This is a genomic window from Kocuria nitroreducens, assembly GCF_042879195.1.
Classification (GTDB): domain Bacteria; phylum Actinomycetota; class Actinomycetes; order Actinomycetales; family Micrococcaceae; genus Kocuria; species Kocuria nitroreducens.
This window is the reverse complement of sequence record NZ_JBHZTC010000002.1, coordinates 57,708-81,588: the sequence shown is the minus strand read 5'-3', so window position 1 is coordinate 81,588 and position 23,881 is coordinate 57,708. Positions and strand designations below refer to the sequence as shown.

General features: G+C 72.5%; 16 protein-coding genes, 1 tRNA gene and 1 pseudogene. 16 read left to right on the top strand and 2 right to left on the bottom strand.

Features of this window, described 5'->3' with window-relative positions:
• The first annotated feature begins 76 nt into the window (after nt 1-76).
• From hisI to ACFYE1_RS01445, 12 genes and pseudogenes are all read left to right on the top strand, one after another.
• Nucleotides 77-457 carry a phosphoribosyl-AMP cyclohydrolase gene (gene hisI, locus ACFYE1_RS01500; protein WP_387739198.1) on the top strand — a complete coding sequence of 127 codons (381 nt, stop codon included), beginning with the start codon at nt 77-79 and terminating at the stop codon, nt 455-457.
• A 45-nt stretch (nt 458-502) separates the two neighbouring features.
• Complete coding sequence (locus tag ACFYE1_RS01495) at nt 503-2,101, top strand: anthranilate synthase component I (RefSeq protein WP_387739196.1); 1,599 nt, start codon at nt 503-505, stop codon at nt 2,099-2,101.
• Nucleotides 2,094-2,693 carry a Trp biosynthesis-associated membrane protein gene (locus ACFYE1_RS01490; protein WP_387739195.1) on the top strand — a complete coding sequence of 200 codons (600 nt, stop codon included), beginning with the start codon at nt 2,094-2,096 and terminating at the stop codon, nt 2,691-2,693. The genes ACFYE1_RS01495 and ACFYE1_RS01490 overlap by 8 nt, the downstream gene beginning before the upstream one ends.
• Nucleotides 2,694-2,888: 195 nt before the next feature.
• Nucleotides 2,889-3,152 carry an HGxxPAAW family protein gene (locus tag ACFYE1_RS01485; RefSeq protein WP_387739193.1) on the top strand — a complete coding sequence of 88 codons (264 nt, stop codon included), beginning with the start codon at nt 2,889-2,891 and terminating at the stop codon, nt 3,150-3,152.
• 154 nt (nt 3,153-3,306) lie between these two features.
• A pseudogene (trpC, locus tag ACFYE1_RS01480) lies at nt 3,307-4,119 on the top strand (indole-3-glycerol phosphate synthase TrpC); the annotation flags it as partial.
• Nucleotides 4,120-4,179: 60 nt separating this feature from the next.
• On the top strand, nt 4,180-5,433 hold the full coding sequence (trpB, locus tag ACFYE1_RS01475; RefSeq protein ID WP_387739490.1) for a tryptophan synthase subunit beta: 1,254 nt from the start codon (nt 4,180-4,182) through the stop codon (nt 5,431-5,433).
• Nucleotides 5,434-5,477: 44 nt separating this feature from the next.
• Nucleotides 5,478-6,284, top strand: coding sequence for a tryptophan synthase subunit alpha (trpA, locus tag ACFYE1_RS01470; protein ID WP_387739488.1), 807 nt, complete (start codon nt 5,478-5,480; stop codon nt 6,282-6,284).
• A 78-nt stretch (nt 6,285-6,362) separates the two neighbouring features.
• Nucleotides 6,363-7,253 carry a prolipoprotein diacylglyceryl transferase gene (gene lgt / locus ACFYE1_RS01465; RefSeq protein ID WP_387739192.1) on the top strand — a complete coding sequence of 297 codons (891 nt, stop codon included), beginning with the start codon at nt 6,363-6,365 and terminating at the stop codon, nt 7,251-7,253.
• Nucleotides 7,254-7,555: 302 nt separating this feature from the next.
• Entirely contained in the window at nt 7,556-12,226 is a 4,671-nt protein-coding gene (gene gltB, locus ACFYE1_RS01460; protein WP_387739190.1) for a glutamate synthase large subunit, read from the top strand.
• Nucleotides 12,219-13,682: a glutamate synthase subunit beta gene (locus tag ACFYE1_RS01455; RefSeq protein WP_387739188.1), complete on the top strand. Its 1,464-nt coding sequence runs from the start codon at nt 12,219-12,221 to the stop codon at nt 13,680-13,682. Before gltB ends, ACFYE1_RS01455 begins: the two co-directional genes overlap by 8 nt.
• Before the next feature lie 289 nt (nt 13,683-13,971).
• Complete coding sequence (pyk, locus tag ACFYE1_RS01450) at nt 13,972-15,450, top strand: pyruvate kinase (RefSeq protein WP_387739187.1); 1,479 nt, start codon at nt 13,972-13,974, stop codon at nt 15,448-15,450.
• A 14-nt stretch (nt 15,451-15,464) separates the two neighbouring features.
• Nucleotides 15,465-15,923 carry a PaaI family thioesterase gene (locus tag ACFYE1_RS01445; protein WP_387739485.1) on the top strand — a complete coding sequence of 153 codons (459 nt, stop codon included), beginning with the start codon at nt 15,465-15,467 and terminating at the stop codon, nt 15,921-15,923.
• A 47-nt stretch (nt 15,924-15,970) separates the two neighbouring features.
• On the opposite strand, the gene ACFYE1_RS01440 is transcribed toward ACFYE1_RS01445, so the two are convergent.
• Nucleotides 15,971-16,054, bottom strand: a tRNA-Leu gene (locus ACFYE1_RS01440).
• A gap of 227 nt (nt 16,055-16,281) precedes the next feature.
• Between ACFYE1_RS01440 and ACFYE1_RS01435 the strand changes: the two genes are divergently transcribed.
• The 4 genes from ACFYE1_RS01435 (at nt 16,282) to rpsA (ending at nt 22,999) form a co-directional block, all read left to right on the top strand.
• Nucleotides 16,282-16,884, top strand: a complete 603-nt coding sequence (locus ACFYE1_RS01435; RefSeq protein ID WP_387739482.1) for an ANTAR domain-containing response regulator — start codon at nt 16,282-16,284, stop codon at nt 16,882-16,884.
• Nucleotides 16,885-16,969: 85 nt separating this feature from the next.
• Entirely contained in the window at nt 16,970-19,858 is a 2,889-nt protein-coding gene (gene polA, locus ACFYE1_RS01430) for a DNA polymerase I (RefSeq protein WP_387739185.1), read from the top strand.
• Nucleotides 19,859-19,920: 62 nt separating this feature from the next.
• Complete coding sequence (locus tag ACFYE1_RS01425) at nt 19,921-21,333, top strand: GNAT family N-acetyltransferase (RefSeq protein ID WP_387739183.1); 1,413 nt, start codon at nt 19,921-19,923, stop codon at nt 21,331-21,333.
• A gap of 172 nt (nt 21,334-21,505) precedes the next feature.
• Nucleotides 21,506-22,999, top strand: coding sequence for a 30S ribosomal protein S1 (gene rpsA, locus ACFYE1_RS01420; RefSeq protein WP_387739181.1), 1,494 nt, complete (start codon nt 21,506-21,508; stop codon nt 22,997-22,999).
• Nucleotides 23,000-23,150: 151 nt separating this feature from the next.
• Here the strand turns inward: rpsA and ACFYE1_RS01415 are convergent, their stop codons facing one another.
• Nucleotides 23,151-23,870 carry an IMPACT family protein gene (locus ACFYE1_RS01415; protein ID WP_387739178.1) on the bottom strand — a complete coding sequence of 240 codons (720 nt, stop codon included), beginning with the start codon at nt 23,868-23,870 and terminating at the stop codon, nt 23,151-23,153.
• Between the last annotated feature and the right edge of the window lie 11 nt (nt 23,871-23,881).

Genomic DNA, 23,881 nt, shown 5'->3' with positions numbered 1-23,881 from the left:
CGCGGCGGAGTCCGACGGCCTCCAAGGAAGGACCGCGGGCCCGGGCCGCCCGGACAGGTCGATAGGATGGGTGGCGATGAGCGAGCAGACCCCCGACACCGGAACCGACGTCCTCGATCCCGCCGTGGCCCGGCGGCTCAAGCGCGACCCCGCCGGCCTCGTGGCCGCCGTGGTGCAGCAGCACGACACCAAGGAGGTGCTGATGCTGGGCTGGATGGACGACGAGGCCCTTCGCCGCACCCTCACGGAGGGCCGCGTCACGTTCTGGTCCCGCTCCCGCCAGGAGTACTGGCGCAAGGGCGACACGTCCGGGCACGTCCAGGCCGTGCACAGCGTGAGCCTCGACTGCGACGGCGACGCCCTGCTCGTCCAGGTCGACCAGACCGGCGCGGCCTGCCACACCGGCGCCCGCAGCTGCTTCGACGGCCGCGACCTCGGCGCCGTCACCGCCGTCTGACCCCCCCGCACTCCCGTCCGCCACCAGGAAGTCAGGTCGACACCCATGCAGGACCTGGGCACCATCAGCCCCACGCTCGAGCAGTTCCGCGCGCTCGCCGCGGAGCGCCGCGTCATCCCCGTCCGCGTCAAGATCCTCGCGGACGCCATGACCCCGATCGGGCTCTACCGGGCTCTCGCCCTCGAGGACGGGGCGGCACGGGCGGGCACGTTCCTCCTCGAATCCGCCGCGGAGGGCGGGGTCTGGTCCCGCTACTCCTTCGTCGGCGCCAACTCCCGGGCCACGCTCACCGCCCGGGACGGCGAGGCCCACTGGATCGGTCAGGCCCCCGCCGGCGCCCCCACCGGCGGCAACCCCGTCGAGGCGCTGCGGGACACCATGGCGCTGCTGCACACGGAGCGCTTCGAGGACGTCCCCCCGCTGACCTCCGGGCTCGTGGGCTTCGTGGGCTGGGAGGCCGTGCGCCGCTGGGAGAAGCTCCCGCACCCGCCCGAGGACGACCTGCGCATCCCCGAGCTGGCCATGAACCTGGTCTCGGACATCGCGATCCACGACAACACGGACGGCACCGTGATGCTCGTGGCCAACGCAATCAACTTCGACGACACGGACGAGCGCGTCGACGAGGCGTGGGCCGACGCCGTGGACCGGGTGCACGCGATGCTGGAGAAGCTCGTCCGGCCCGTCGGCCACGGCACGGCCTCGACGCTCACCGGCAGCGGCGAGGTCCGCGGGGACCTGGAGTCCAAGGTCGACCAGAGCTGGGACCGCACCCTGTTCATGAACTCCATCGTGGAGGGCAAGAAGGCGATCGTGGACGGGGACATCTTCCAGGTGGTCGTCTCCCGGCGCTTCGAGACCGAGTGCACGGCCGACTCCCTCGACGTCTACCGCATGCTGCGCGCCATCAACCCCAGCCCGTACATGTACCTGTACAGCTTCGAGGACGCCGGCGGCCGCCCCTTCTCGATCGTGGGCTCCTCCCCGGAGGCCCTGGTGACCGTCACCGGCGAGCAGGCCGTGACCCACCCGATCGCCGGGTCCCGCCCGCGCGGGCGCACGGTCGAGGAGGACCTCGCGCTGGAGCGGGACCTGCTCCAGGACGAGAAGGAGCGCTCCGAGCACCTCATGCTCGTGGACCTCGCCCGCAACGACATCTCCAAGATCGCCGTCCCGGGCTCCGTGGAGGTCACGGAGTTCATGGAGGTCGAGCGCTTCAGCCACATCATGCACCTGTGCTCCAACGTCGTCGGCCGGATGCGCCCGGACGCCACGGCCTACGACGTGCTCGCGGCGACGTTCCCCGCCGGCACCCTCTCGGGGGCCCCCAAGCCCAGGGCCCTGCGCCTGCTCGACGAGTACGAACCGCTGCGCCGCGCCGTCTACGGCGGCGTGGTCGGCTACCTCGACTTCGCCGGCGACATGGACATGGCCATCGCCATCCGCACGGCGCTGCTCGTCGACGGCAAGGCCTACGTGCAGGCCGGCGGCGGGATCGTCGCGGACTCGGACCCCGAGACCGAGGCCCTCGAGTCCCTCAACAAGGCCACCGCACCGCTGCGGGCGGTGATGCTCGCCGAGCGGCTGCACGTCCTGGACCTCGACCGGGTGGCCGTGCCGGGAACGGACGCCGGGCGTGCCTGAGGGCCGGGGTTCCCGGCGGGAGGCGCTGACCCGGCGGTCCACGGTGGTGCTCGCCACGCTGGTCGCCGCCCTGGCCGTGTTCGCCTGCTCGGCCGCCACGTGGATCTCCGCCACGGTGCAGACCACGCTCGAACCCGTTGCCGTGGACGTCGCCGGGTCCGACGCCGCGCCGGCCGTCACCGCCCTCGGCCTCGTCGCGGCCGCCGGTGCCCTCACCACGGCGATCTCCGGGCGGGTGCTGCGCGCCGTGGTGGCCGTGGTGGTCCTGCTCGCCGGCCTCGGCGCCCTGGCGGCGTCCGTGGCGGTGCTGTCCGACCCGGCCGGCGCCGCCCGGACCGCCGTGGGCGAGGCCACCGGCATGATCAACGCCGACGGCGACTTCACCGTCACCGCCTGGCCGTCGCTCGCGGCGGCCGCCTCGGCGCTCGTGGCGCTGTGCGGCGCCTGGGCCCTCGTGGCGGGCCGGTCCTGGACCGCGGCGCGGCGCTACGAGCGCTCCGGGGCGGACGGGGCCCCGGCCGGGACGCCCCGCCCCGGCGACGAGATCGACTCGTGGGACGCCCTCACCGAGGGCCGCGACCCCACCGCCTGAGCGCTGCGCCCGCCCGGGGCTCCAGGCCAGCCACCGCGGGGGACCGGAGGACCAGGAGCCCCGTGGTGCGTGCGCGGGGGCGGCCCGAGGGGTGGCACAATGGGGCGGGACAGAACGTGAGCAACCGCTGCGCCCCGCCGGGGCCGTGCGAGCGGAGCCGGCCGGCTCCGGCAGGGAAATCGGGAGTGCAACAACATGGCAAACGGAAACGACATCGTCCTCGACCACACCGGCTTCGTGGGGCACGGCAACACGCTGGCCGCGTGGGTGACCGTCGGCATCATGTCGCTGGGCGTCATCGTGGGCGTGGTGGGCTTCACGGTGGGCAGCAACGTCGTGCTGATCGTGGGCATCGTGCTGGTCGTCGTCGGGCTCGTGGCCGGCGCCGTGCTCAGCAGGATGGGTCACGGCAGCGGCTCCGAGCAGCGCAAGCACGAGGCCGGCAACCACCAGGGCTGAGACCGGGCCGGCGCGAGCCGGCCCCGGGAGCGCGGCACGCGCACGATCCGACCGGCCCCGTCGTGGACCGGTCGCCGTCCCCGCCCGGTCCGGGCGCGGCCCGCACCCCACGAACGCACCAGGGCGGCTCGCGCCGTCGAGAGGACAGGAAACCATGTCGCAGCAGAGCACCGGGACGGTCCTGGACGCCATCATCGAGGGCGTCCGGGCGGACCTGGCGGAGCGCCGCGAGCGCATCGGCCTCGACGAGCTCCGCCGGGCGGCCGCGCAGCGGCCGCCGGCCCTGGACGCCGAGGCGGCGCTGCGGGGACCCAGCACGGACGCGGTGCAGGTCATCGCCGAGGTCAAGCGCTCGAGCCCCTCCAAAGGTGCGCTGGCCCCCATCGACGACCCGGCGCGACTGGCCGCGGTTTATGAGCACGGCGGGGCCTCGGTGATCTCCGTGCTGACCGAGCAGCGACGCTTCGACGGCTCCCTGGCGGACCTCGACGCCGTGCGCGGGGCCGTGGGAGTGCCCGTGCTGCGCAAGGACTTCACGGTCGACGAGTACCAGATCTGGGAGGCGCGGGCCCACGGTGCGGACCTCGTCCTGCTGATCGTCGCCGCCCTCTCCGACGACGAGCTGCGCCGCTTCCTCGGGCTGACCCACGAACTGGGCATGCACGCCCTGGTGGAGACGCACACGCCGGAGGAGATCGAGCGCGCGGTCGCCGTGGGCGCCCGCATCGTGGGCGTCAACGTCCGCAACCTCAAGACCCTCGACACCGACGTCGAGACCTTCGGCCGGCTCGCAGGGCTCCTGCCCCAGGACGCGGTGATCGTGGCCGAGTCCGGGGTCGAGGGCGAGGAACAGATCGCGATCTACGCCTCGCACGGGGCCAAGGCCGTCCTGGTCGGCGAGGCCCTCGTGCGCAGCGCCGAGCCCGCCGCGACCATCGCGGGCTTCCGCGCGGCCGGGGCGGCCGCACGGGCCCGGCGGCGCGTCCCGGAGGCGGAGGCGGAGACCGTCGCCGCGGAGGCGTCCTCCCTGCGCGAGGCCCCCGGGCCGTACTTCGGGGACTTCGGGGGCCGGTGGATGCCCGAGTCCCTCATCGCCGCCCTCGACGAGCTCACGGACGTGTTCGAGAAGGCGAAGTCCGATCCGGAGTTCACCGCGGAGTTCCAGCGGCTCTCCCGCGACTACTCGAACCGGCCCTCCCTGCTGACGGAGGCCCAGCGCTTCGCCGCCGAGGCCGGGTGCCGGATCTTCCTCAAGCGGGAGGACCTCAACCACACCGGCTCGCACAAGATCAACAACGTGCTCGGCCAGGCCCTGCTGGCGCGGCGGATGGGCAAGACCCGGCTGATCGCCGAGACCGGCGCCGGCCAGCACGGGGTGGCCTCGGCCACCGCTGCGGCCCTGTTCGGGATGGAGTGCGTGGTCTACATGGGCGAGGAGGACACCCGGAGGCAGGCCCTCAACGTCGCGCGCATGGAGCTGCTGGGCGCCACCGTGGTGCCCGTGACCAACGGCTCCCGCACGCTCAAGGACGCGATCAACGAGGCCCTGCGGGACTGGGTCGCCTCCGTCGAGCACACCCACTACCTGCTGGGCACCGCGGCGGGCCCGTACCCGTTCCCCGCGATGGTGCGCTACTTCCACGAGCAGATCGGCGAGGAGACCCGCGAGCAGATCCAGGCGCAGGCCGGGCGCCTCCCGCACGCCGTCGCGGCCTGCGTGGGCGGCGGGTCCAACGCGATCGGCATCTTCCACGGCTTCCTGGACGACCCCTCGGTGGAGCTCTACGGCCTCGAGGCCGGAGGGAACGGCGTGGGGTCCGGACGCCACGCCGCCACGATCTCCCTGGGCCGTCCCGGGGTGCTGCACGGGGCCCGGACCTACCTCATGCAGGACGAGGACGGGCAGACGCTCGAGTCCCACTCGATCTCCGCGGGCCTGGACTACCCGGCCGTGGGCCCCGAGCACTCCTACCTGCACGACATCGGGCGGGCGCGCTACGAGGCGATCACCGACGCGGAGGCGATGGAGGCCTTCCGGCTCCTGTGCCGCACCGAGGGCATCATCCCCGCGATCGAGACCTCCCACGCCCTGGCCGGGGCGCTGAAGATCGGGCGCCGCTGGGTCGAGGAGCTCGGAGCGGAGGCGGCCGCGGAGAAGATCGTCGTGGTCTCCCTCTCGGGGCGCGGGGACAAGGACGTGGCGACCGCCGCGGAATGGTTCGGGATGCTCCCGGACGACAGCGCCGAGGCTGAGCTCGGCGAGAAGGGCGAGCGACTGTGAGCACCACCCGACACGAGATCTCCGGGGCCGACCTCGCCTCCCGCATCCTGCCCCCGGGGTTGAGCGCCGACCCCGGCTCGCGGCTCGCCGCGCGCATCGCCGAGTGCCGGGCGCAGGGCCGGCCGGCCCTGGTCGGCTACCTCCCGGCGGGCTTCCCGACCGTGGACGAGTCCATCGAAGCGGCCGTGGCCCTGGGCGCCAACGGCGCGGACGTCATCGAGATCGGCATCCCGTACTCGGACCCCGTCATGGACGGCCCGGTGATCCAGCACGCGACCACGACGGCCCTCGCCAACGGCTTCCGGGTGGCCGACGTCTTCCGCGTGGTCCGTGCCGTGGTCGAGCGCACCGACGCGATCCCCGTGGTGATGACCTACTGGAACCCCGTCCTGCAGATGGGCGTCGACACGTTCGCCCGGCAGCTCGCCGAGGCCGGGGGAGCGGGGATCATCACCCCCGACCTGATCCCCGACGAGGCCGGGGCCTGGTTCGCCGCGTCCCAGGCCCACGGCCTGGACCGGATCTTCCTGGTGGCGCCCTCCTCCTCGCGGGAGCGGCTCGACCTGGTGGTCAGGGCCTCGAGCGGCTTCGTCTACGCGGTCTCCGTGATGGGCGTCACCGGCGCCCGGGACGCCGTCTCCGACGTCGTCGAGCAGCTCGTCGCGGACACGCGCGCGGCCGGGGCCCAGCACGTGTGCGTGGGCCTGGGCGTCTCCAGCCGGGAGCACGTCGAGGAGATCGGCGCGTACGCGGACGGCGTCATCGTGGGCACCGCCCTCGTGCAGGCGCTGGCCGACGGCGGCCCCGAGGCCGTGGGCGCGCTGGCCCGGGAACTGGCCGGGCGCGCCTGATAGCGTGACGGGGCGGACCCGCCCCCGTGCGGGCGGGACCGCCCGTCCCGACGACCCCACGAGCCGAGGCCCCACCGCATGCTGCTGAGCGCCGTTCCCCCCGTGCACGCCCTGCTGGGCGCCCCCCTCCGGCAGGGTTTTCCCTCCCCGGACTGGTCCGGCTTCTCGGTCGGCCCGCTGACCGTGCACGCCTACGCCCTGTGCATCCTCGCGGGCATTGCGGCGGCGCTGTGGCTGACCACCCGCCGCTGGGCGGCCCGGGGGCTGGACCCGGAGATCGTGTGGGACATCGTGATGTGGGCCGTCCCCGCCGGGATCGTGGGCGCCCGGGCCTACCACGTGCTGATCACCGACCCGGCCGGCTACTTCGGCCCGGGCGCGGACCCCGTCGACGCGCTGCGGATCTGGGAGGGCGGTCTCGGGATCATGGGGGCCGTGGCGTTCGGCGCCCTGGCCGCGTGGTGGGTGTGCCGCCGGCACGGGGTCTCCCTGACCGTCTTCGCCGACGCGGCCGCACCCGGCCTGCTGCTCGCGCAGGCGATCGGGCGCTGGGGCAACTGGTTCAACCAGGAGCTCTTCGGACGGCCCACCACCCTGCCGTGGGGGCTGGAGATCGATCCCGGCAGCGCCAACTTCCCGGCCGGGTTGCCGGCGGACACGCTCTTCCACCCCACGTTCCTCTACGAGTCCCTGTGGAACCTGCTCGGCGTGGTGCTGCTGCTGGCCCTGGACCGGCGCTTCCGCCTCGACGGCGGCCGCCTGTTTGCGCTCTACCTCGTCCACTACGGCCTGGGCCGGATGCTCATCGAGCTGTTCCTGCGGATCGACCCGTCCCTCATGGTGCTGGGCCTGCGCGTGCACGTGTGGACCGCCCTGGGGGTCGTGCTCCTGGGGCTCGCGCTGTTCGCGGCGGGGGTGCTCCGCCGCCGCAGGGCCCGCGGTGGCGCCGTGGAGGCCTCGCGCACCTGATACCGCACCGGCGCACGGAACGGGGCTCCTGGCCGGAGAGTTTTCAGAGCTGTAACATCTGAGTGCTAGATTTCTTTGGCGCCTGACCGGCGGACGGGCGAACCACGTCCCCGCTCCGGCGCACGCCACGATCGTCCATCGTCGGACATTCCTGGAACGGGGCCCTTCCGCCGCCCGGCACCACCTCGGACACTGCTCGAGGACGTCGGCGGCAGCTCACGATCCGGCGGCACCTCCCGACCGGAGCTCTGCCGCGGGGGCCGCTCCTGTTGACCGCATCCCATGGTGAGGAGACGTCAGTCATGACCTCTACCCCGGCCGGCACCCCCGGTGACAATTCTGCCCAGGACGGCACGGACCCGCGTCCGGCCGCGCCCGCCGGGACCGCCCCGGAGCAGGCGGAGTCCCCGTTCGAGCAGTTCTCCAACGCACCCGAGGAGCAGGGCCTCTACCACCCGGACGAGGAGAAGGACGCGTGCGGCCTCGCCGTGGTCGCAACCCTCAACGGCGCCCCGAACCACGAGATCGTCGACGCCGCGCTGACGGCCCTGCGCAACCTGGAGCACCGCGGCGCCGTGGGCGGCGACGAGGGCACCGGTGACGGCGCCGGGCTGCTCACCCAGTTGCCGGACGCCTTCTTCCGCGCCGTGCTGGACTTCGAGCTGCCGCCCCTGGGCGGCTACGCCGTGGGCACCGCGTTCCTCCCGCACGGCGGGGCGGACGCCGAGCGGATCCAGGGCGCCCTCGAGGAGCTCGCGCGCTCCGAGGAGCTGGAGGTCCTCGGCTGGCGGCCCGTCCCGGTGGCCGAGTCCGTGGTGGGCCGGTCCGCGCTGGAGGTCATGCCGTACTTCGTGCAGCTCTTCGTGGCCGAGACCACGCCGGACCCCGAGGACGAGGCGGCCCGGCGGCGCCTGGACCAGAAGGCGTTCCGGCTCCGCAAGCGGGCCCAGAACCGGTCCGGCGTCTATTTCCCCTCGCTGTCCTCGCGCACGATCGTCTACAAGGGCATGCTGACCACCCAGCAGCTCGAGCCGTTCTACCCGGACCTGTCCGACGACCGCTTCACCACCGAGCTCGCGATCGTGCACTCCCGGTTCTCCACCAACACCTTCCCCTCGTGGCCGCTCGCCCAGCCCATGCGCACCCTCGCCCACAACGGCGAGATCAACACTGTCAAGGGCAACCGGAACTGGATGCGCGCCCGCCAGTCGCAGCTGAAGTCCCCCCTGCTCGGCCGCAACCCCGAGGAGCTGTTCCCGATCTGCTCGGAGGGCGCGTCCGACTCGCAGTCCCTGGACGAGGTCGCCGAGCTGCTCGTGCTCTCGGGCCGGCCCGCCACCCAGGCCATGATGATGATGATCCCGGAGGCCTGGGAGAACCACGAGACCATGGACCCCGCCCGCAAGGCGTTCTACCGCTACCACGCCTCCTTCATGGAGCCGTGGGACGGCCCGGCCGCGGTGGCCTTCACCGACGGCGTGCAGGTCGGGTCGTTGCTGGACCGCAACGGCCTGCGCCCCGGCCGGTTCTGGGTCACGGACGACGGCCTGGTCGTCTTCGCCTCGGAGGTCGGCGTCGTCGACATCGGGGACCGCAAGATCGTGCGCAAGGGCCGCGTGTCCCCGGGCACGATGTTCCTCGTGGACACCGCCCGCGGGCGGATCATCGAGGACGCCGAGATCAAGGCCGAGATCGCCTCCGCCGCGCCGTGGGAGGAGTGGGCCGACGGCAACATCATCGACGTCCGCGACCTGCCCGAGCGCGAGCACATGATCCACCCCCGCTCCTCCATCACCCTGCGCCAGAAGACCTTCGGGTACACGCAGGAGGAGCTGAAGATGATCGTCGGGCCCATGGCGGCCAAGGGCGCCGAGCCCATCTACGCCATGGGCACCGACACCCCGATCGCCGTGCTCTCGGAGAAGTCCCGCACGCTGTTCGACTACTTCGTGCAGTCCTTCGCGCAGGTCACCAACCCGCCGCTGGACGCGATCCGCGAGGAGCTGGTCACCAGCCTGCGCGGGTCCGTCGGGCCGACCGGCAACCTGCTGACCACCGAGCGGGTGCGCACCCGCCAGATCGTCGTGGACTTCCCGGTGCTCGACAACGACCAGCTCGACCAGTTCCTGCACCTCGAGGGCGAGGACGGGATGCCCGCGGCCCTCAAGGTGCGGGGCCTGTACCGGCCCGACGGCGGGGCCGAGTCCCTGCGCGCCCGGATCGCCGAGATCTGCGAGAAGGTCTCCGCGGCCGTGGCCCGCGGCGTGGAGTACGTCATCGTCTCGGACCGCGACTCCAACGGCGCGTGGGCCCCGATCCCGTCGCTGCTGCTGACCTCCGCGGTGCACCACCACCTCCTGCGCTCGGCGACCCGCACCAAGGTCGGGCTGATCGTGGAGGCGGGGGACGTCCGCGAGGTCCACCACGTGGCGCTGCTCATCGGCTACGGTGCGTCGGCCGTGAACCCGTACCTGGCGATGGAGTCCGCGGAGGAGCTGGTCCGCTCGGGCGACCTCACCGGGATCACCACCGAGCACGCGGTCCACAACCTGATCAAGGCCCTGGGCAAGGGCGTGCAGAAGATCATGTCCAAGATGGGCATCTCCACGGTGTCCTCCTACTGCGGCGCCCAGGTGTTCGAGGCGCTCGGCCTCTCGCGGGAGCTCGTGGACGACTACTTCACCGGCACCCACACGCAGATCGGCGGCATCGGCCTCGACGTCATCGCCGAGGAGACCGCCTCCCGCCACCGCCGGGCCTATCCGGAGGACGGCGTGACCGAGCCCTACCGGGACCTCGAGACCGGCGGCGAGTACGACTGGCGCCGGGACGGCCCGCCGCACCTGTTCAACCCGCAGACGGTGTTCCGGCTCCAGCACGCCACCCGCAGCGGCCGGTACGACGTCTTCAAGTCCTACACGAAGCTCGTGGACGACCAGACGAAGAAGCTGCTGACCCTGCGCGGGCTGCTCGGCTTCTCCTCCGAGCGCAAGCCGGTGCCCCTGGAAGAGGTCGAGCCCGTCAGCTCGATCGTCAAGCGCTTCCAGACCGGCGCGATGAGCTACGGCTCCATCTCCCAGGAGGCGCACGAGACGCTGGCGATCGCCATGAACCGGCTCGGTGCGAAGTCCAACACCGGTGAGGGCGGCGAGGACGTCGACCGGCTGCTCGACCCGCAGCGGCGCTCGGCGATCAAGCAGGTGGCCTCCGGACGCTTCGGCGTCACGAGCCTGTACCTCACCAACGCCGAGGACATCCAGATCAAGATGGCCCAGGGCGCCAAGCCCGGTGAGGGCGGCCAGCTCATGGCCCAGAAGCTGTACCCCTGGATCGCACGGACCCGCCACTCCACCCCCGGGGTGTCGCTGATCTCGCCACCGCCGCACCACGACATCTACTCGATCGAGGATCTGGCGCAGCTGATCTACGACCTCAAGCGCTCCAACCCGCAGGCCCGGGTGCACGTCAAGCTGGTCTCCGAGATCGGCATCGGCACCGTGGCCTCCGGCGTCACCAAGGCCAAGGCCGACGTGGTGCTCGTCTCCGGGCACGACGGCGGCACCGGCGCGGCCCCGCTGAACTCCCTCAAGCACGCCGGTGCCCCGTGGGAGCTCGGCCTCGCCGAGACGCAGCAGACGCTGATGCTCAACGGGCTGCGGGACCGCGTGGTCGTCCAGGCGGACGGGCAGATGAAGACCGGCCGTGACGTGATCGTCGCCGCGCTGCTCGGGGCGGAGGAGTTCGGCTTCGCCACGGCCCCGCTGATCGTCGAGGGCTGCATCATGATGCGCAAGTGCCACCTCGACACCTGCCCCGTGGGCGTGGCCACCCAGAACCCGGAGCTGCGCCGGCGGTTCACGGGCAAGGCCGAGCACGTGGTGAACTTCTTCGAGTTCATCGCCGAGGAGGTCCGGGAGTACCTGGCCCAGCTCGGCTTCCGCTCGATCGAGGAGGCCGTCGGGCACGCCGAGGTCCTCGAGACCAAGGACGCCATCGACCACTGGAAGGCGCACGGGCTCGACCTCTCGCCGGTCCTGCACTCCACGGTGCTCGAGCACCGTGGAGCGGCGGTGCGCAACATGCGCGGCCAGGACCACGAGCTGGAGAAGCACTTCGACAACGAGCTGATCCGGCTCTCCCGGGCCGCCCTGGAGAAGCGGGAGCCCGTGCGGATCCAGCAGCCCATCATCAACACGGACCGTGCGGTCGGCACGATGCTCGGCCACGTGGTGACGAGGACGTTCGGCACCGACGTCCTCGCGCACGACACCATCGACGTGACGCTCACGGGCCAGGCCGGGCAGTCCCTCGGCGCGTTCCTCCCGCAGGGCATCACCCTGCGGCTCGAGGGCGACGCCAACGACTACAGCGGCAAGGGTCTCTCCGGCGGGCGGATCATCGTGCGTCCCGAGCGGGACGCGGTGTTCGAGGCCTCCGAGAACGTCATCGCGGGCAACGTGATCGGCTACGGCGCCACAGGCGGGGAGATCTTCCTGCGCGGCACCGTGGGCGAGCGGTTCCTGGTGCGCAACTCGGGCGCCACCGCGGTGGTCGAGGGCATCGGCGACCACGGCTGCGAGTACATGACCGGCGGCACCGCCCTGGTGCTCGGCCGGACCGGGCGCAACTTCGGTGCCGGCATGTCCGGCGGCGTCGCCTACGTCATCGACCTCGCCGAGACCTCGGTCAACAAGCAGGCGCGCGACAGCGGCGAGCTGAAGCTGCTGCCGCTGGACGAGGCGGACGCCGAGACCGTGCTGGCGCTCATCACGAAGCACGGCGAGGAGACCGGCTCCGAGCTCGCGGACCGGCTCCTGGCCGACCCCGTGGCCACGCTCGGGCGTTTCACCAAGGTCCTGCCGCGGGAGTACGCCGCCGTGCAGGGCATCCGCGAAGAGGCCCGGACCCAGGGGCAGGACCCCGACGGCGACGAGGCCTGGCACAAGATCCTGGAGGTGACGACCCGTGGCTGATCCGCGCGGTTTCATGAAGGTGACCGAGCGCGTCGACCGCCCCAAACGGCCGGTGCCCGTCCGGATCATGGACTGGAAGGAGGTCCAGGAGGCCCAGGACCGGGGGGTCCTGCAGAAGCAGGCCGGCCGGTGCATGGACTGCGGGATCCCCTTCTGCCACGAGGGCTGCCCCCTCGGCAACCTGATCCCGGAGTGGAACGACCTCGTGTGGCGGGGCCTCGACGCCGAGGCGGTCGAGCGCATGCACGCCACCAACAACTTCCCGGAGTTCACCGGGCGGGTCTGCCCGGCGCCGTGCGAGTCCTCGTGCGTGCTCGGCATCAACCAGCCCGCGGTGACCATCAAGCAGATCGAGTACTCGATCGGCGAGATGGGCTTCGACGAGGGGGTCGTCAAGCCGTTCGTCCCGCAGCGCCTGGTCGGCAAGACCGTGGCGGTCGTGGGCTCCGGGCCCGGCGGCCTGGCGGTGGCCCAGCAGCTGACCCAGGCCGGGTTCACGGTGGCGGTCTACGAGCGCGACGACCGGATCGGAGGGCTGCTGCGCTACGGCATCCCCGACTTCAAGATGGAGAAGGAGGTCCTCGACCGGCGCCTCGACGTGATGCGCGCCGAGGGCACCCGGTTCCGCCCGGGGGTGGAGATCGGCAAGGACATCACCTGGGACCAGCTCAAGCGCCGCTACGACGCCGTGGTGGTCGCCACCGGAGCCACGCGCCCGCGGGACCTGCAGATCCCGGGCCGGGACCTCGACGGCGTCCACTTCGCGATGGACTACCTGGTGCAGGGCAACCGCGTGGTGGCCGGCGACGAGGTCGAGGACCAGATCTCCGCCGAGGGCCGGCACGTCATCGTCCTGGGCGGCGGCGACACCGGCTCGGACTGCATCGGGACCGCCAACCGCCAGGGCGCGGCGTCGATCACGTCCCTGGCGATCGGGCGCAAGCCGGCCACGGACCGCTCCGACGCCGACCCGTGGCCCATGATGCCCAAGGTCTTCGAGGTCTCGAGCTCCCACGAGGAGGGCGGCGACCGCACCTACATGGCCTCCACCGTGGAGTTCGTGGGCGAGGACGGGAAGCTCACCGGGCTGAAGGTCGCCGAGACCGAGTACCTGCCCGACGGCCGGCGCGCACCGAAGGGCGGCACCGAGCGGGTGATCCCGGCCGACCTGGTCTTCCTGGCGCTCGGCTTCACCGGCACCGAGTCCGAGGACATCACCGAGCAGATCGGCGCCGAGCTGGACGGCCGGACCAACCTGGCCCGTGACGACCGGTACATGACCAACGTGGAGGGCGTGTTCGCGTGCGGCGACGCCGGCCGCGGCCAGTCCCTGGTCGTCTGGGCGATCGCCGAGGGCCGCGCCTGCGCGGCCGCCGTCGAACGGTTCCTCATGGGCTCGACCCGTCTGCCGGAGCCCGTGGCCCCGACCGACCGGGCGATCGACCTCGCCCTGTAGGCCGGCACCACGGCACCACGGCACCACGGCACCACGGCACCACGGCACCACGGCGCGGGCCGCCCCCGGTCCACCGGGGCGGCCCGCGCCGTCGCACGTCCGGGGCGGGGAGGCGACCCGCCGCCTCGACACCGGCGACGGCGTTGATAGGCTGGGGACGACCTCCCGCCCCGGGGCGGACATCCAGGCAGTGCGGCCGGGAGCTGCGTCGTGCCCTGCACGACGGAGCCCCGGCCGCGGTGCTGTGCACGTCCTCCCCGGTGGCACCCCTCGACCCAAGGCGGCACACATGCGACGAGCGAAGATCGTGGCCACGATCGGTCCGGCCATCTCCTCCTACGAGAACCTCTCCCAGGCGATCCGGTCCGGCATGAACGTGGCCCGGCTCAACATGAGCCACGGCGACCACTCCGTGCACGACACCTCCTACGAGAACCTGCGGCGCGCCTCGGGCGACCTCGGGCGGACGGTCGCGATCCTCGCCGACCTCCAGGGACCGAAGATCCGGCTCGGCCGCTTCGCGGACGGCCCGCACGAGCTGCTCCCCGGCGACGAGTTCTCCATCACCGTCGACGACGTCGAGGGCACGCGCAGCCTGTCCTCCACCACGCACAAGGGCCTGCCGGGCGACGTCAACGTGGGCGACCCGCTGCTCATCGACGACGGCCGGGTGGCCCTGCGCGCCACCGCCGTCTCGGACACCACGGTCACCACCGAGGTGGTGGTGGGCGGGCCGGTGTCCAACAACAAGGGCATCAACCTGCCCGGGGTGGCCGTGAACGTCCCGGCGCTGTCGGAGAAGGACGAGGAGGACCTGCGCTGGGCGTTGCGCCGCGGCGTGGACCTGATCGCGTTGTCCTTCGTGCGCGATGCGAAGGACATCGTGCGGGTGCACGAGATCATGGACGAGGAGGGCCGGCGGCTGCCGGTGATCGCCAAGATCGAGAAGCCGCAGGCGGTGGACTCCCTGCACGAGATCATCGACGCGTTCGACGGCATCATGGTGGCCCGAGGGGACCTGGGCGTGGAGCTGCCGCTGGAGCAGGTGCCGATCGTGCAGAAGCGCGCCATCGAGCTCGCCCGTCGCTGGGCCAAGCCGGTGATCGTCGCCACCCAGGTGCTGGAGTCGATGATCGACAGCCCGCGCCCCACCCGGGCCGAGGCCTCCGACTGCGCCAACGCGGTGCTCGACGGCGCGGACGCGGTGATGCTCTCCGGGGAGACCTCGGTGGGCAAGTACCCGATCGAGACCATCGAGACCATGGCCCGGATCATCGAGGCCATCGAGTCCCAGGCGCTCGAGCGCGTTCCCGCCCTCGGCACGGAGCCGCGCACCCGCGGTGGTGCGGTGACCCGGGCGGCGGTGACCATCGCCCGGCAGCTCGACGTCAGCTACCTCTGCACGTTCACCCAGTCCGGGGACTCCGCCCGCCGGCTGTCACGGCTGCGCCCGGCCCACCCGATCCTGGCCTTCACCCCGGAGCCCCTGGTCACGGCGCTGATGTCCCTGCTGTGGGGCGTGCAGCCCATCCACGTGGCGAAGGTGGACCACACGGACGAGATGACCCGGCAGGTCGACCTCCACCTGCAGGAGCAGGGCCTGGCCGGCAAGGACGACCTCGTGGTGATCTGCGCCGGCTCGCCCCCCGGGGTCGCCGGCACCACCAACCTCGTCAAGGTCCACCGTGTGGGCGACGTCGCCGACGCCGGCGAGCTCATCGGCCAGCAGGGCCGGCGCGAGCGCGTGGGACCGTGGCGGGAGTCCTGACCGGCCCCGCGGGCATGACCCCCGAGGAGCACTCCCGGGACCTGCGCGAGCACGGCGTCCCCGAGGAGCTGCACTCCGCCTTCCCCGGCCACGGGATGGGCGGTCTCGCCCGGGCGATGGGCATCCGGTTCACGGAGCTCACGCCCGGGCGGTCGGTCGCCACGATGCCGGTCGAGCCGAACACCCAGCCGGGCGGGATCCTGCACGGGGGAGCGCACTGCGTCCTGGCGGAGACGCTCGCCTCGACGGCGGCGAGCGTGCACGCCGGGCCGGGCCGGTACGCGGTGGGCGTCGACGTCAACGCGACGCACCAGCGCGGCGTGGCCTCCGGGACGGTCACCGGCACGTGCACGGCGCTGCACCTCGGAGCCACGCTCACCGTCCACGAGGTCGTGATGACCGACGACCGGGGGAGGCGGCTGTCCACGGCCCGGGTCACGAACCTGGTGCGGGAGCGGGGTCCCGCAGACTGAGGGCACGAGGTGGGACGAGAAGACCCCGGACCGTCGGTCCGGGGTGCTGGTGCCCAAGGTGGGACTCGAACCCACACTCCAGTGGAACCGCATTTTGAGTGCGGCGCGTCTGCCAATTCCGCCACTTGGGCCCGCGGTCGCGGTCCGCGCCGCCTCGGGAGGGCGGCTCCTGCGCTCGACCACTCTACAACAGTTATAGGCTGGTGCTGATCGGACCCAACGCGCGGCGCCGGGCACTCGGGCGCCGCCGGACCCGCTGCCCGCGCGGCGCGGGCAACGACGCACCAGCAGCCAAGGAGTCAGCGTGACGGAGCAGCCGAACCCCTCCCCGGCCGAGGATCCCGAGGCCCGGGACGACCTGCCCGCCGGGGCCGCGGAGAGCGACCTGCGCCCGGCACGCCGGGTGGTGGTCGCCGAGGACGAGACCCTGATCCGCCTGGACATCGTGGAGATGCTCCGGGACGCCGGCTACGAGGTCGTCGCGGAGGCCGACAACGGCCAGCGCGCGGTCGAGCTCGCCCGCGAGCACCGCCCCGACCTCGTGCTCATGGACGTGAAGATGCCCGTCCTGGACGGGATCACGGCGGCAGAGCAGATCGCCTCGGACCGGATCGCCCCGGTGGTCCTGCTCACGGCCTTCAGCCAGCGTGAGCTCGTGGAGCGGGCCCGCGAGGCGGGGGCCATGGCGTACGTGGTCAAGCCGTTCACGGTGGACGACCTCGTGCCCGCGATCGAGATCGCGATCTCCCGTGCCGAGGAGATCGCCGCGCTCGAGCGCGAGGTCTCGGACATGAAGGAGCAGTTTGCGACCCGCAAGCTCGTGGAGCGCGCGAAGTCGCTGCTGACCACCAAGATGGGCCTCACCGAGCCCGAGGCGTTCCGCTGGATCCAGAAGACCTCGATGGACCGCCGGCTGTCCATGCGGGAGGTCGCCGAGGCCATCATCAACCAGGTCGCCTGAGCGCACCGGCCGACCGCACCGGCTGCCCCACCGGGGCCCGAGGGACCGCCCGCCCCCGGGCCCGCCCGGGCCCTAGGATGGTTCCGTGAGTGAAACGACGCAGCAGACGCAGACCGACACGAGCCCCGAGACCGCCGTCCGCACGGTGACCGTCGGGACCGACACCGACGACCCCGTCGACGTCGAGATCCCCCGCCCGGTCTCCCGGCCCGACCGGAAGCTGCTGCTGGTCGACGGCCACTCCCTGGCCTTCCGCGCGTTCTTCGCGCTGTCCCGCGCCGCGGAGTACGGCGGCGGGCCGGCGTTCGTCACCTCCGACGGCCGGCACACCGAGGCCGTCTACGGCTTCGTGAACACGCTCGTGAAGCTGGTGCGGGAGCAGAAGCCCACGCACCTGGTGGTCTCCTTCGACCTCGAGGGCCCCACCCTGCGCTCCCAGGAGTACGAGGAGTACAAGGGCGGGCGGGACGAGACGCCCGAGGAGTTCCACGGGCAGGTCCCGCAGATCCGCCGGATCCTCGACGCCCTGGGCGTGCCCGTGGTCACCGCCGAGGGCCACGAGGCCGACGACGTCCTGGCCACCCTCGCCCGCCGCGGCGCCGAGCAGGACTACGAGGTGCTCGTCTTCTCTGGGGACCGGGACGCCTTCCAGATGATCGACGAGCACGTCACGGTCGTCTACCCCGGGCGCACCCCGTCCGACCTCAAGCACATGGACGCCGCCGCCGTGGTGGAGAAGTACAAGGTGCCGCCCCAGCACTATCCCGACCTCGCGGCACTGACCGGCGAGCAGGCCGACAACCTCCCGGGGATTCCGGGCGTGGGCGCGGGGTTCGCGGCCAAGTGGATCCTCGCCTACGGCGGCGTCGACACCATCCTGGCGCACGCGGACCGCGTCAAGGGCAAGAAGGGCGAGGCGCTGCGCGAGCACCGCGAGGCGGTCGAGCGCAACCGGCGGCTCAACCGCCTGGTCACCGATCTCGGGCTCGGGATCGACCTCGCCGACGCCGGTCTGCCCGTGCCCGACGCCCAGGCGGTGGGGGAGGTCTTCGACGACCTCGAGTTCGGCGACGGCCTGCGCAACCGGCTCTTCGACGCCTTCGGTCGCCCCGCGGACGAGGCCGCGCCGAGGGCCGACCTCGGCCTCGGCGACGTCGAGCGTCCCGGCACGGCCGAGGAGCTCGAGCGGTGGCTGGCCGGCGGGCAGGGCCCCGTGGTGCTGCACGCGCTGCACCGCGACGACGACCCCGTGCTCCCGGGCGCCCGCGAGCTCTCCGGCGCGGTCCTCGCCCGGGGCGGCCACCAGCCGTCCGCGCTGTTCCTGGACCTCGCGGCCGCGGACTCCGCCCTGGAGTCCGCCCTCGCCCGCTGGCTGGCCGACGCGGACCGGCCCAAGATCGTGGACGGGCTGAAGGACGTCTGGAAGTCCCTCGCGGTGCGCGGCCTGCCTCTGGCCGGGGTCGTGGACGACCCCCAGCTCTCGGCCTACCTGCTGCAGCCGGCGCGGCGCAGCTACGAGCTCCCCGCCCTCCTGGAGGACCGGCTGGGCCTGGCCGTGGCGCCCGTCGCGGACGGGTCCGCCGCGGAGGGTCAGCAGCAGCTCGCCCTGGACGACGGGCCCTGGCCGGCCCCCGCGGTGCTGCGGCGGGAGGCCGAGCTGGCGGTCGCGACCGTCCAGCTCTCCGAGCACCTGCTGGAGAAGCTGGCCGAGACGCACCAGACCGCCCTGCTCACGGACCTGGAGCTGCCCCTGGTCGTGGTGCTGGGCCGGATGGAGCTCGCCGGGATCGCCGTGGACCCCGAGGGGGTCCAGGTCCTGCTCGACGACTTCGCCCGGGTGATCGAGCAGGCACAGCAGGAGGCGCACGCCCAGATCGCGGAGCCCGTGAACCTCGGCTCCACCAAGCAGCTGCAGCAGGTGATGTTCGAGGAGCTGGGGCTGCCGAAGACCAAGAAGATCAAGTCCGGCTTCACCACCGACGCCGACGCCGTGGCGGAGCTGCTCACCCGCACCGACCCGGACTCCAGGGGGCACCGCTTCCTCGCCGGCCTGCTGGCCTACCGGGACGCCAACAAGCTCCGCCAGACCGTCGAGGGCCTGCAGAAGGCCATCGCCGAGGACGCCCGCGTGCACACCACCTACATGCAGAACGTCGCCGCGACCGGCCGGCTGTCCTCGACCAACCCGAACCTGCAGAACATCCCGGTGCGCACCGAGGAGGGCCGCCGCATCCGCGGGCTGTTCGTGGTCGGGCGCCCGGAGGACGGGCGGGCGTACGAGCAGCTGCTGACCGCCGACTACTCCCAGATCGAGATGCGCATCATGGCGCACCTGTCCGGGGACGAGGCGCTGATCGAGGCGTTCCGCAGCGGCGAGGACCTGCACCGCTTCGTCGGCTCGAAGATCTTCGGCGTGGCCCCGGAGGAGGTCAGCGCGCCCATGCGCTCCAAGGTCAAGGCCATGAGCTACGGGCTGGTCTACGGGCTGAGCTCCTTCGGGCTCTCCAAGCAGCTGCGGATCCCCGTGGACGAGGCCCGCACCCTGATGAGCGACTACTTCACCCGGTTCGGGGCGGTGCGCGACTACCTGCGCGGCGTCGTGGAGCAGGCCCGCGAGGACGGCTACACGGCCACGATCGACGGCCGCCGCCGGTACCTCCCGGACCTCTCCAGCGACAACCGGCAGCTGCGCTCCATGGCCGAGCGCGCCGCCCTCAACGCCCCCATCCAGGGCTCGGCCGCGGACATCATCAAGAAGGCGATGCTCGGCGTGGACCGGCGCTTCGCCGACGAGGGGCTCGGCTCGCGGATGCTCCTGCAGGTCCACGACGAGCTCGTGGTGGAGGTCGTCCGCGGGGAGCGCGAGACCGTGGATCAGGTGCTGCGCGAGGAGATGGGCGCCGCGGCCGAGCTGTCCGTGCCGCTGGAGGTCAACGTCGGCGCGGGCCGCTCCTGGCACGAGGCGGCCCACTGACCGGCCGGACCGGCGCCCCGGCCGGCACGCCTCCCGACCCCACCGCGAACGAGGAACCCACCATGGACCCCCAGCACGACGCTCCGACGCCACCGTCCACCCCCGGCACCGTGACCGAGTCCTACTCGGCCGGCGGGCACGACTACACCTTCGCGGAGTTCGGGGTGGGCCCCGGGGGCGTCGCGGCCAACCCGGCCGCCGTGGAGTGGGTGCGGGCGATCCGCCAGGGCTTCCACCAGGCGGAGCCGACCGACGAGACCCTCGAGCGCACCCTGTCCTGGATGCACGCCGAGCGGGTGCGGCTGCGGGCGGCGTACCCCCACGCCGTGCCGGAGGCCGCGCTGCCCACCCGGCGGCCCGTGGCGACGTTCACGTCCTGGGCGGGCTCGCTCAACGCCGGCCGCGGCCGGCTGCTGCGCGCCCGGCTCATCTCCGAGGTCACCGTCCGGCCCACGCACAGCCGCCGCGGGCTGCTGCGCCGGCTCATGACGGGGGAGCTCGACCGCGCCCGGCGGGACGGCTACCCCGTGGCGCTGCTGACCGCGACCGAGGCCACCATCTACGGCCGGTTCGGCTTCGGCGCGGCCACGTTCAACCGCGAGGTCACCGTGGACGCCACCACCCGCCTGGAGCTCAAGGCGCCCACCGTGGGCAGCGTGGAGATGGCCGACGGCGAGGCGGTGCGCCAGCTCGCCCCTGTGCTCTTCCAGCGCTTCCACGAGAGCTCGCACGGATCGGTGAGCCGGGTGGCCTACCACTGGCCCGAGTACACGGGGGAGTACGCCATCACCCCGCAGAAGGCGGACCCCGAGGTGCGCTGCGCGGTGCACTACGACGACGCCATGCGACCGGACGGCTACGTGACCTACCGGTTCGAGCCCAACACCTCCTACCCCCTCACCCTGACGGTGCTCGACCTCGTGGGCGCCTCCCCGGACGTGTCGATCGCCCTGTGGGAGTTCGTGACCTCCCTGGACCTCGTGGACCAGGTCAGCTTCGGCCGCGCCCCCGTCGAGGACCCGCTGGTGTGGTCGATGGCGGACCGCGCCAAGTACCGGGTCACCGCGGAGTCCGACAAGGTGTGGGTGCGGGTCCTGGACCCCGCCGCCGCGCTGGAGGCCCGCCCGTACACCTTCCGCGGGCGGATCGTGATCTCCCTCGTGGACTCGATGGGATACGCCGACGGCCTCTGGGCGCTGGACACCACCGGCACCGCGCCCGTGGTCGAGCGCCTGCGCGACCGGCCCCGCACCGCCGACGACGACGCCGGGCGCTCGGTCCCCGCGGTGGAGCTGCCCGACGGGGCCGACGTGGCGATGCGGGTGGACGTGCTCGGGTCCCTGTACCTCGGGGCGGTGAAGGCGAGCACCCTCGCGCAGGCCGGGCTGATCGTGGCCCGTGACGAGGCCGCGCTGCGGGACCTGCAGGACTTCATGGAAACCCCGACCGCCCCGTACGGCGTCACGCAGTTCTGAGCCGGGGCGGCGCGGCGGGTCGCGTGTTGCGCCCGTTTTCCTCCGTCCGTAGACTGACCCGGTGCGTGCTCTGCACGTGCCCTGTCCAGCAATCCTTCGGAACGGCCGCGGTCCGGCCGGACAATCTCCGTTCCGACTGATCACAAACTATCCACATCGGAGCCCCTACTACATGACCACCACCACCCCGCAGGTTGCCGTCAACGACATCGGGTCCGCCGAGGACTTCCTCGCCGCTGTCGACGCGACCATCAAGTACTTCAACGACGGCGACCTCGTCGAGGGCACCGTCGTCAAGGTCGACCGCGACGAGGTCCTTCTCGACATCGGCTACAAGACCGAGGGCGTCATCCCGTCCCGCGAGCTGTCCATCAAGCACGATGTCGACCCGGACGAGGTCGTGACCGTGGGTGATGAGGTCGAGGCCCTGGTCCTCACCAAGGAGGACAAGGAAGGTCGCCTGATCCTGTCCAAGAAGCGGGCTCAGTACGAGCGCGCCTGGGGCGACATCGAGAAGATCAAGGAGGACGACGGGGTCGTCACCGGCACCGTCATCGAGGTCGTCAAGGGTGGTCTCATCCTCGACATCGGCCTGCGCGGCTTCCTCCCTGCCTCCCTCGTGGAGATGCGCCGCGTGCGCGACCTCGCGCCGTACATCGGCCAGCAGATCGAGGCGAAGATCATCGAGCTGGACAAGAACCGCAACAACGTGGTCCTGTCCCGCCGTGCGTGGCTCGAGCAGACCCAGTCCGAGGTCCGCTCCAACTTCCTGCACAAGCTCGAGAAGGGCCAGGTCCGCACGGGCACGGTCTCCTCCATCGTCAACTTCGGCGCCTTCGTGGACCTGGGCGGCGTGGACGGCCTCGTGCACGTCTCCGAGCTGTCCTGGAAGCACATCGACCACCCCTCCGAGGTCGTGGAGGTCGGCCAGGAGGTCACCGTCGAGGTCCTGGACGTCGACATGGACCGCGAGCGCGTCTCCCTGTCGCTGAAGGCGACCCAGGAGGACCCGTGGCAGCTGTTCGCCCGCACCCACGCCCTCGGGCAGGTCGTGCCGGGCAAGGTCACCAAGCTCGTCCCCTTCGGTGCGTTCGTGCGCGTAGAGGACGGCATCGAGGGCCTGGTGCACATCTCCGAGCTGGCCCAGCGCCACGTGGACATGGCCGAGCAGGTCGTCTCCGTGGGCGACGAGCTGTTCGTCAAGGTCATCGACATCGACCTGGACCGCCGCCGCATCTCGCTGTCGCTCAAGCAGGCCAACGAGGGCGTGGACTCGGACTCCACCGAGTTCGACCCCGCCCAGTACGGCATGGCCGCCGAGTACGACGACCAGGGCAACTACAAGTACCCCGAGGGCTTCGATCCCGAGACCAACGAGTGGATCGAGGGCTACGAGACCCAGCGCGCCGCCTGGGAGCAGCAGTACGCCGACGCCCAGTCGCGCTGGGAGGCGCACAAGGAGCAGGTCCGGAAGTCGATCGCCGAGGACGCCGAGGCCGCCGCCGGCGGTACGACGAGCTCCTCGTCCTCCCCTTCCTCGTCGACGTCCTCCTCGTCCGCGCCGGCCCCGACCAGCTACTCCTCCGAGGCTCCGGCCGCCGACTCCGGCACCCTGGCCTCCGACGAGGCCCTGGCCGCTCTGCGCGAGAAGCTGACCGGCGCCTGAGCCACCGGCACCGCCAGGCCGTTCCGCACGGCACCGACGACGGCCCCCGCCCCTTCCCGGGCGGGGGCCGTCGCCGTGCGCCGCCCGCTGCGCCCAGCGGCGCCCCGCGGATCGGGCCGGGCGCGTGCGGAGCGGGAGGGTGCGGCCCCGGTCAGCCCCGCGCGGTGACGGGGATGTCGACCCAGTCCACGCCGGCGGGGCGCAGCTCCCCGGCGCCGGAGGTCAGCGAGGCCACGCGGGAGTGCAGCGCGGCGACGGCCGCGTCGTCGTCGGGCAGGGCCAGGCCCAGCTCCGCGCCGGCCGCCCCGTAGGCGGTGTCCAGGACCGTGGTCCCGGCCGAGCGCAGCTCGTTCTCGATCCGGCCCGCCTCGGCGTGGGAGGCGGGGAGCCGGTAGAGCCGCTGCCGCCGGCGGACCACCAGGGACGCGTCGTCGAGGGCCTGGGACACGGCGTCGGAGTAGGCGCGGACCAGTCCGCCGGCGCCGAGCAGGGTGCCTCCGAACCAGCGGACCACCACGGCGCTCACGTCCGAGAGGTCCGTGACGTCGTGGCCTGACGGGTCCGTGGCGGTGCGCCTCAGCACGAGGGCCTCGAGCATCGGCAGTCCCGCGGTGCCGGCGGGCTCGCCGTCGTCCGAGGAGCGCTGCACGTCCCGGTCGGGGCCCAGGACGAACGCCGAGCAGTGGTGGCGGGCGTCGTGGAAGCCGCGCCGCAGCTCCTCGACCAGGGCCCGGGCCTCGGCCTCCGTGGAGGCCCGCCGCAGCACCGCCAGGAAGCGCGACCGCTTGATCTCCAGCTCGGCCACCGCCTCCGTGCCCGTGGCGAGCGTCGTGTACCGGGTGGCGCGGCTGAGCAGGGGGTCCGGGTCCATGCTCCCCACTC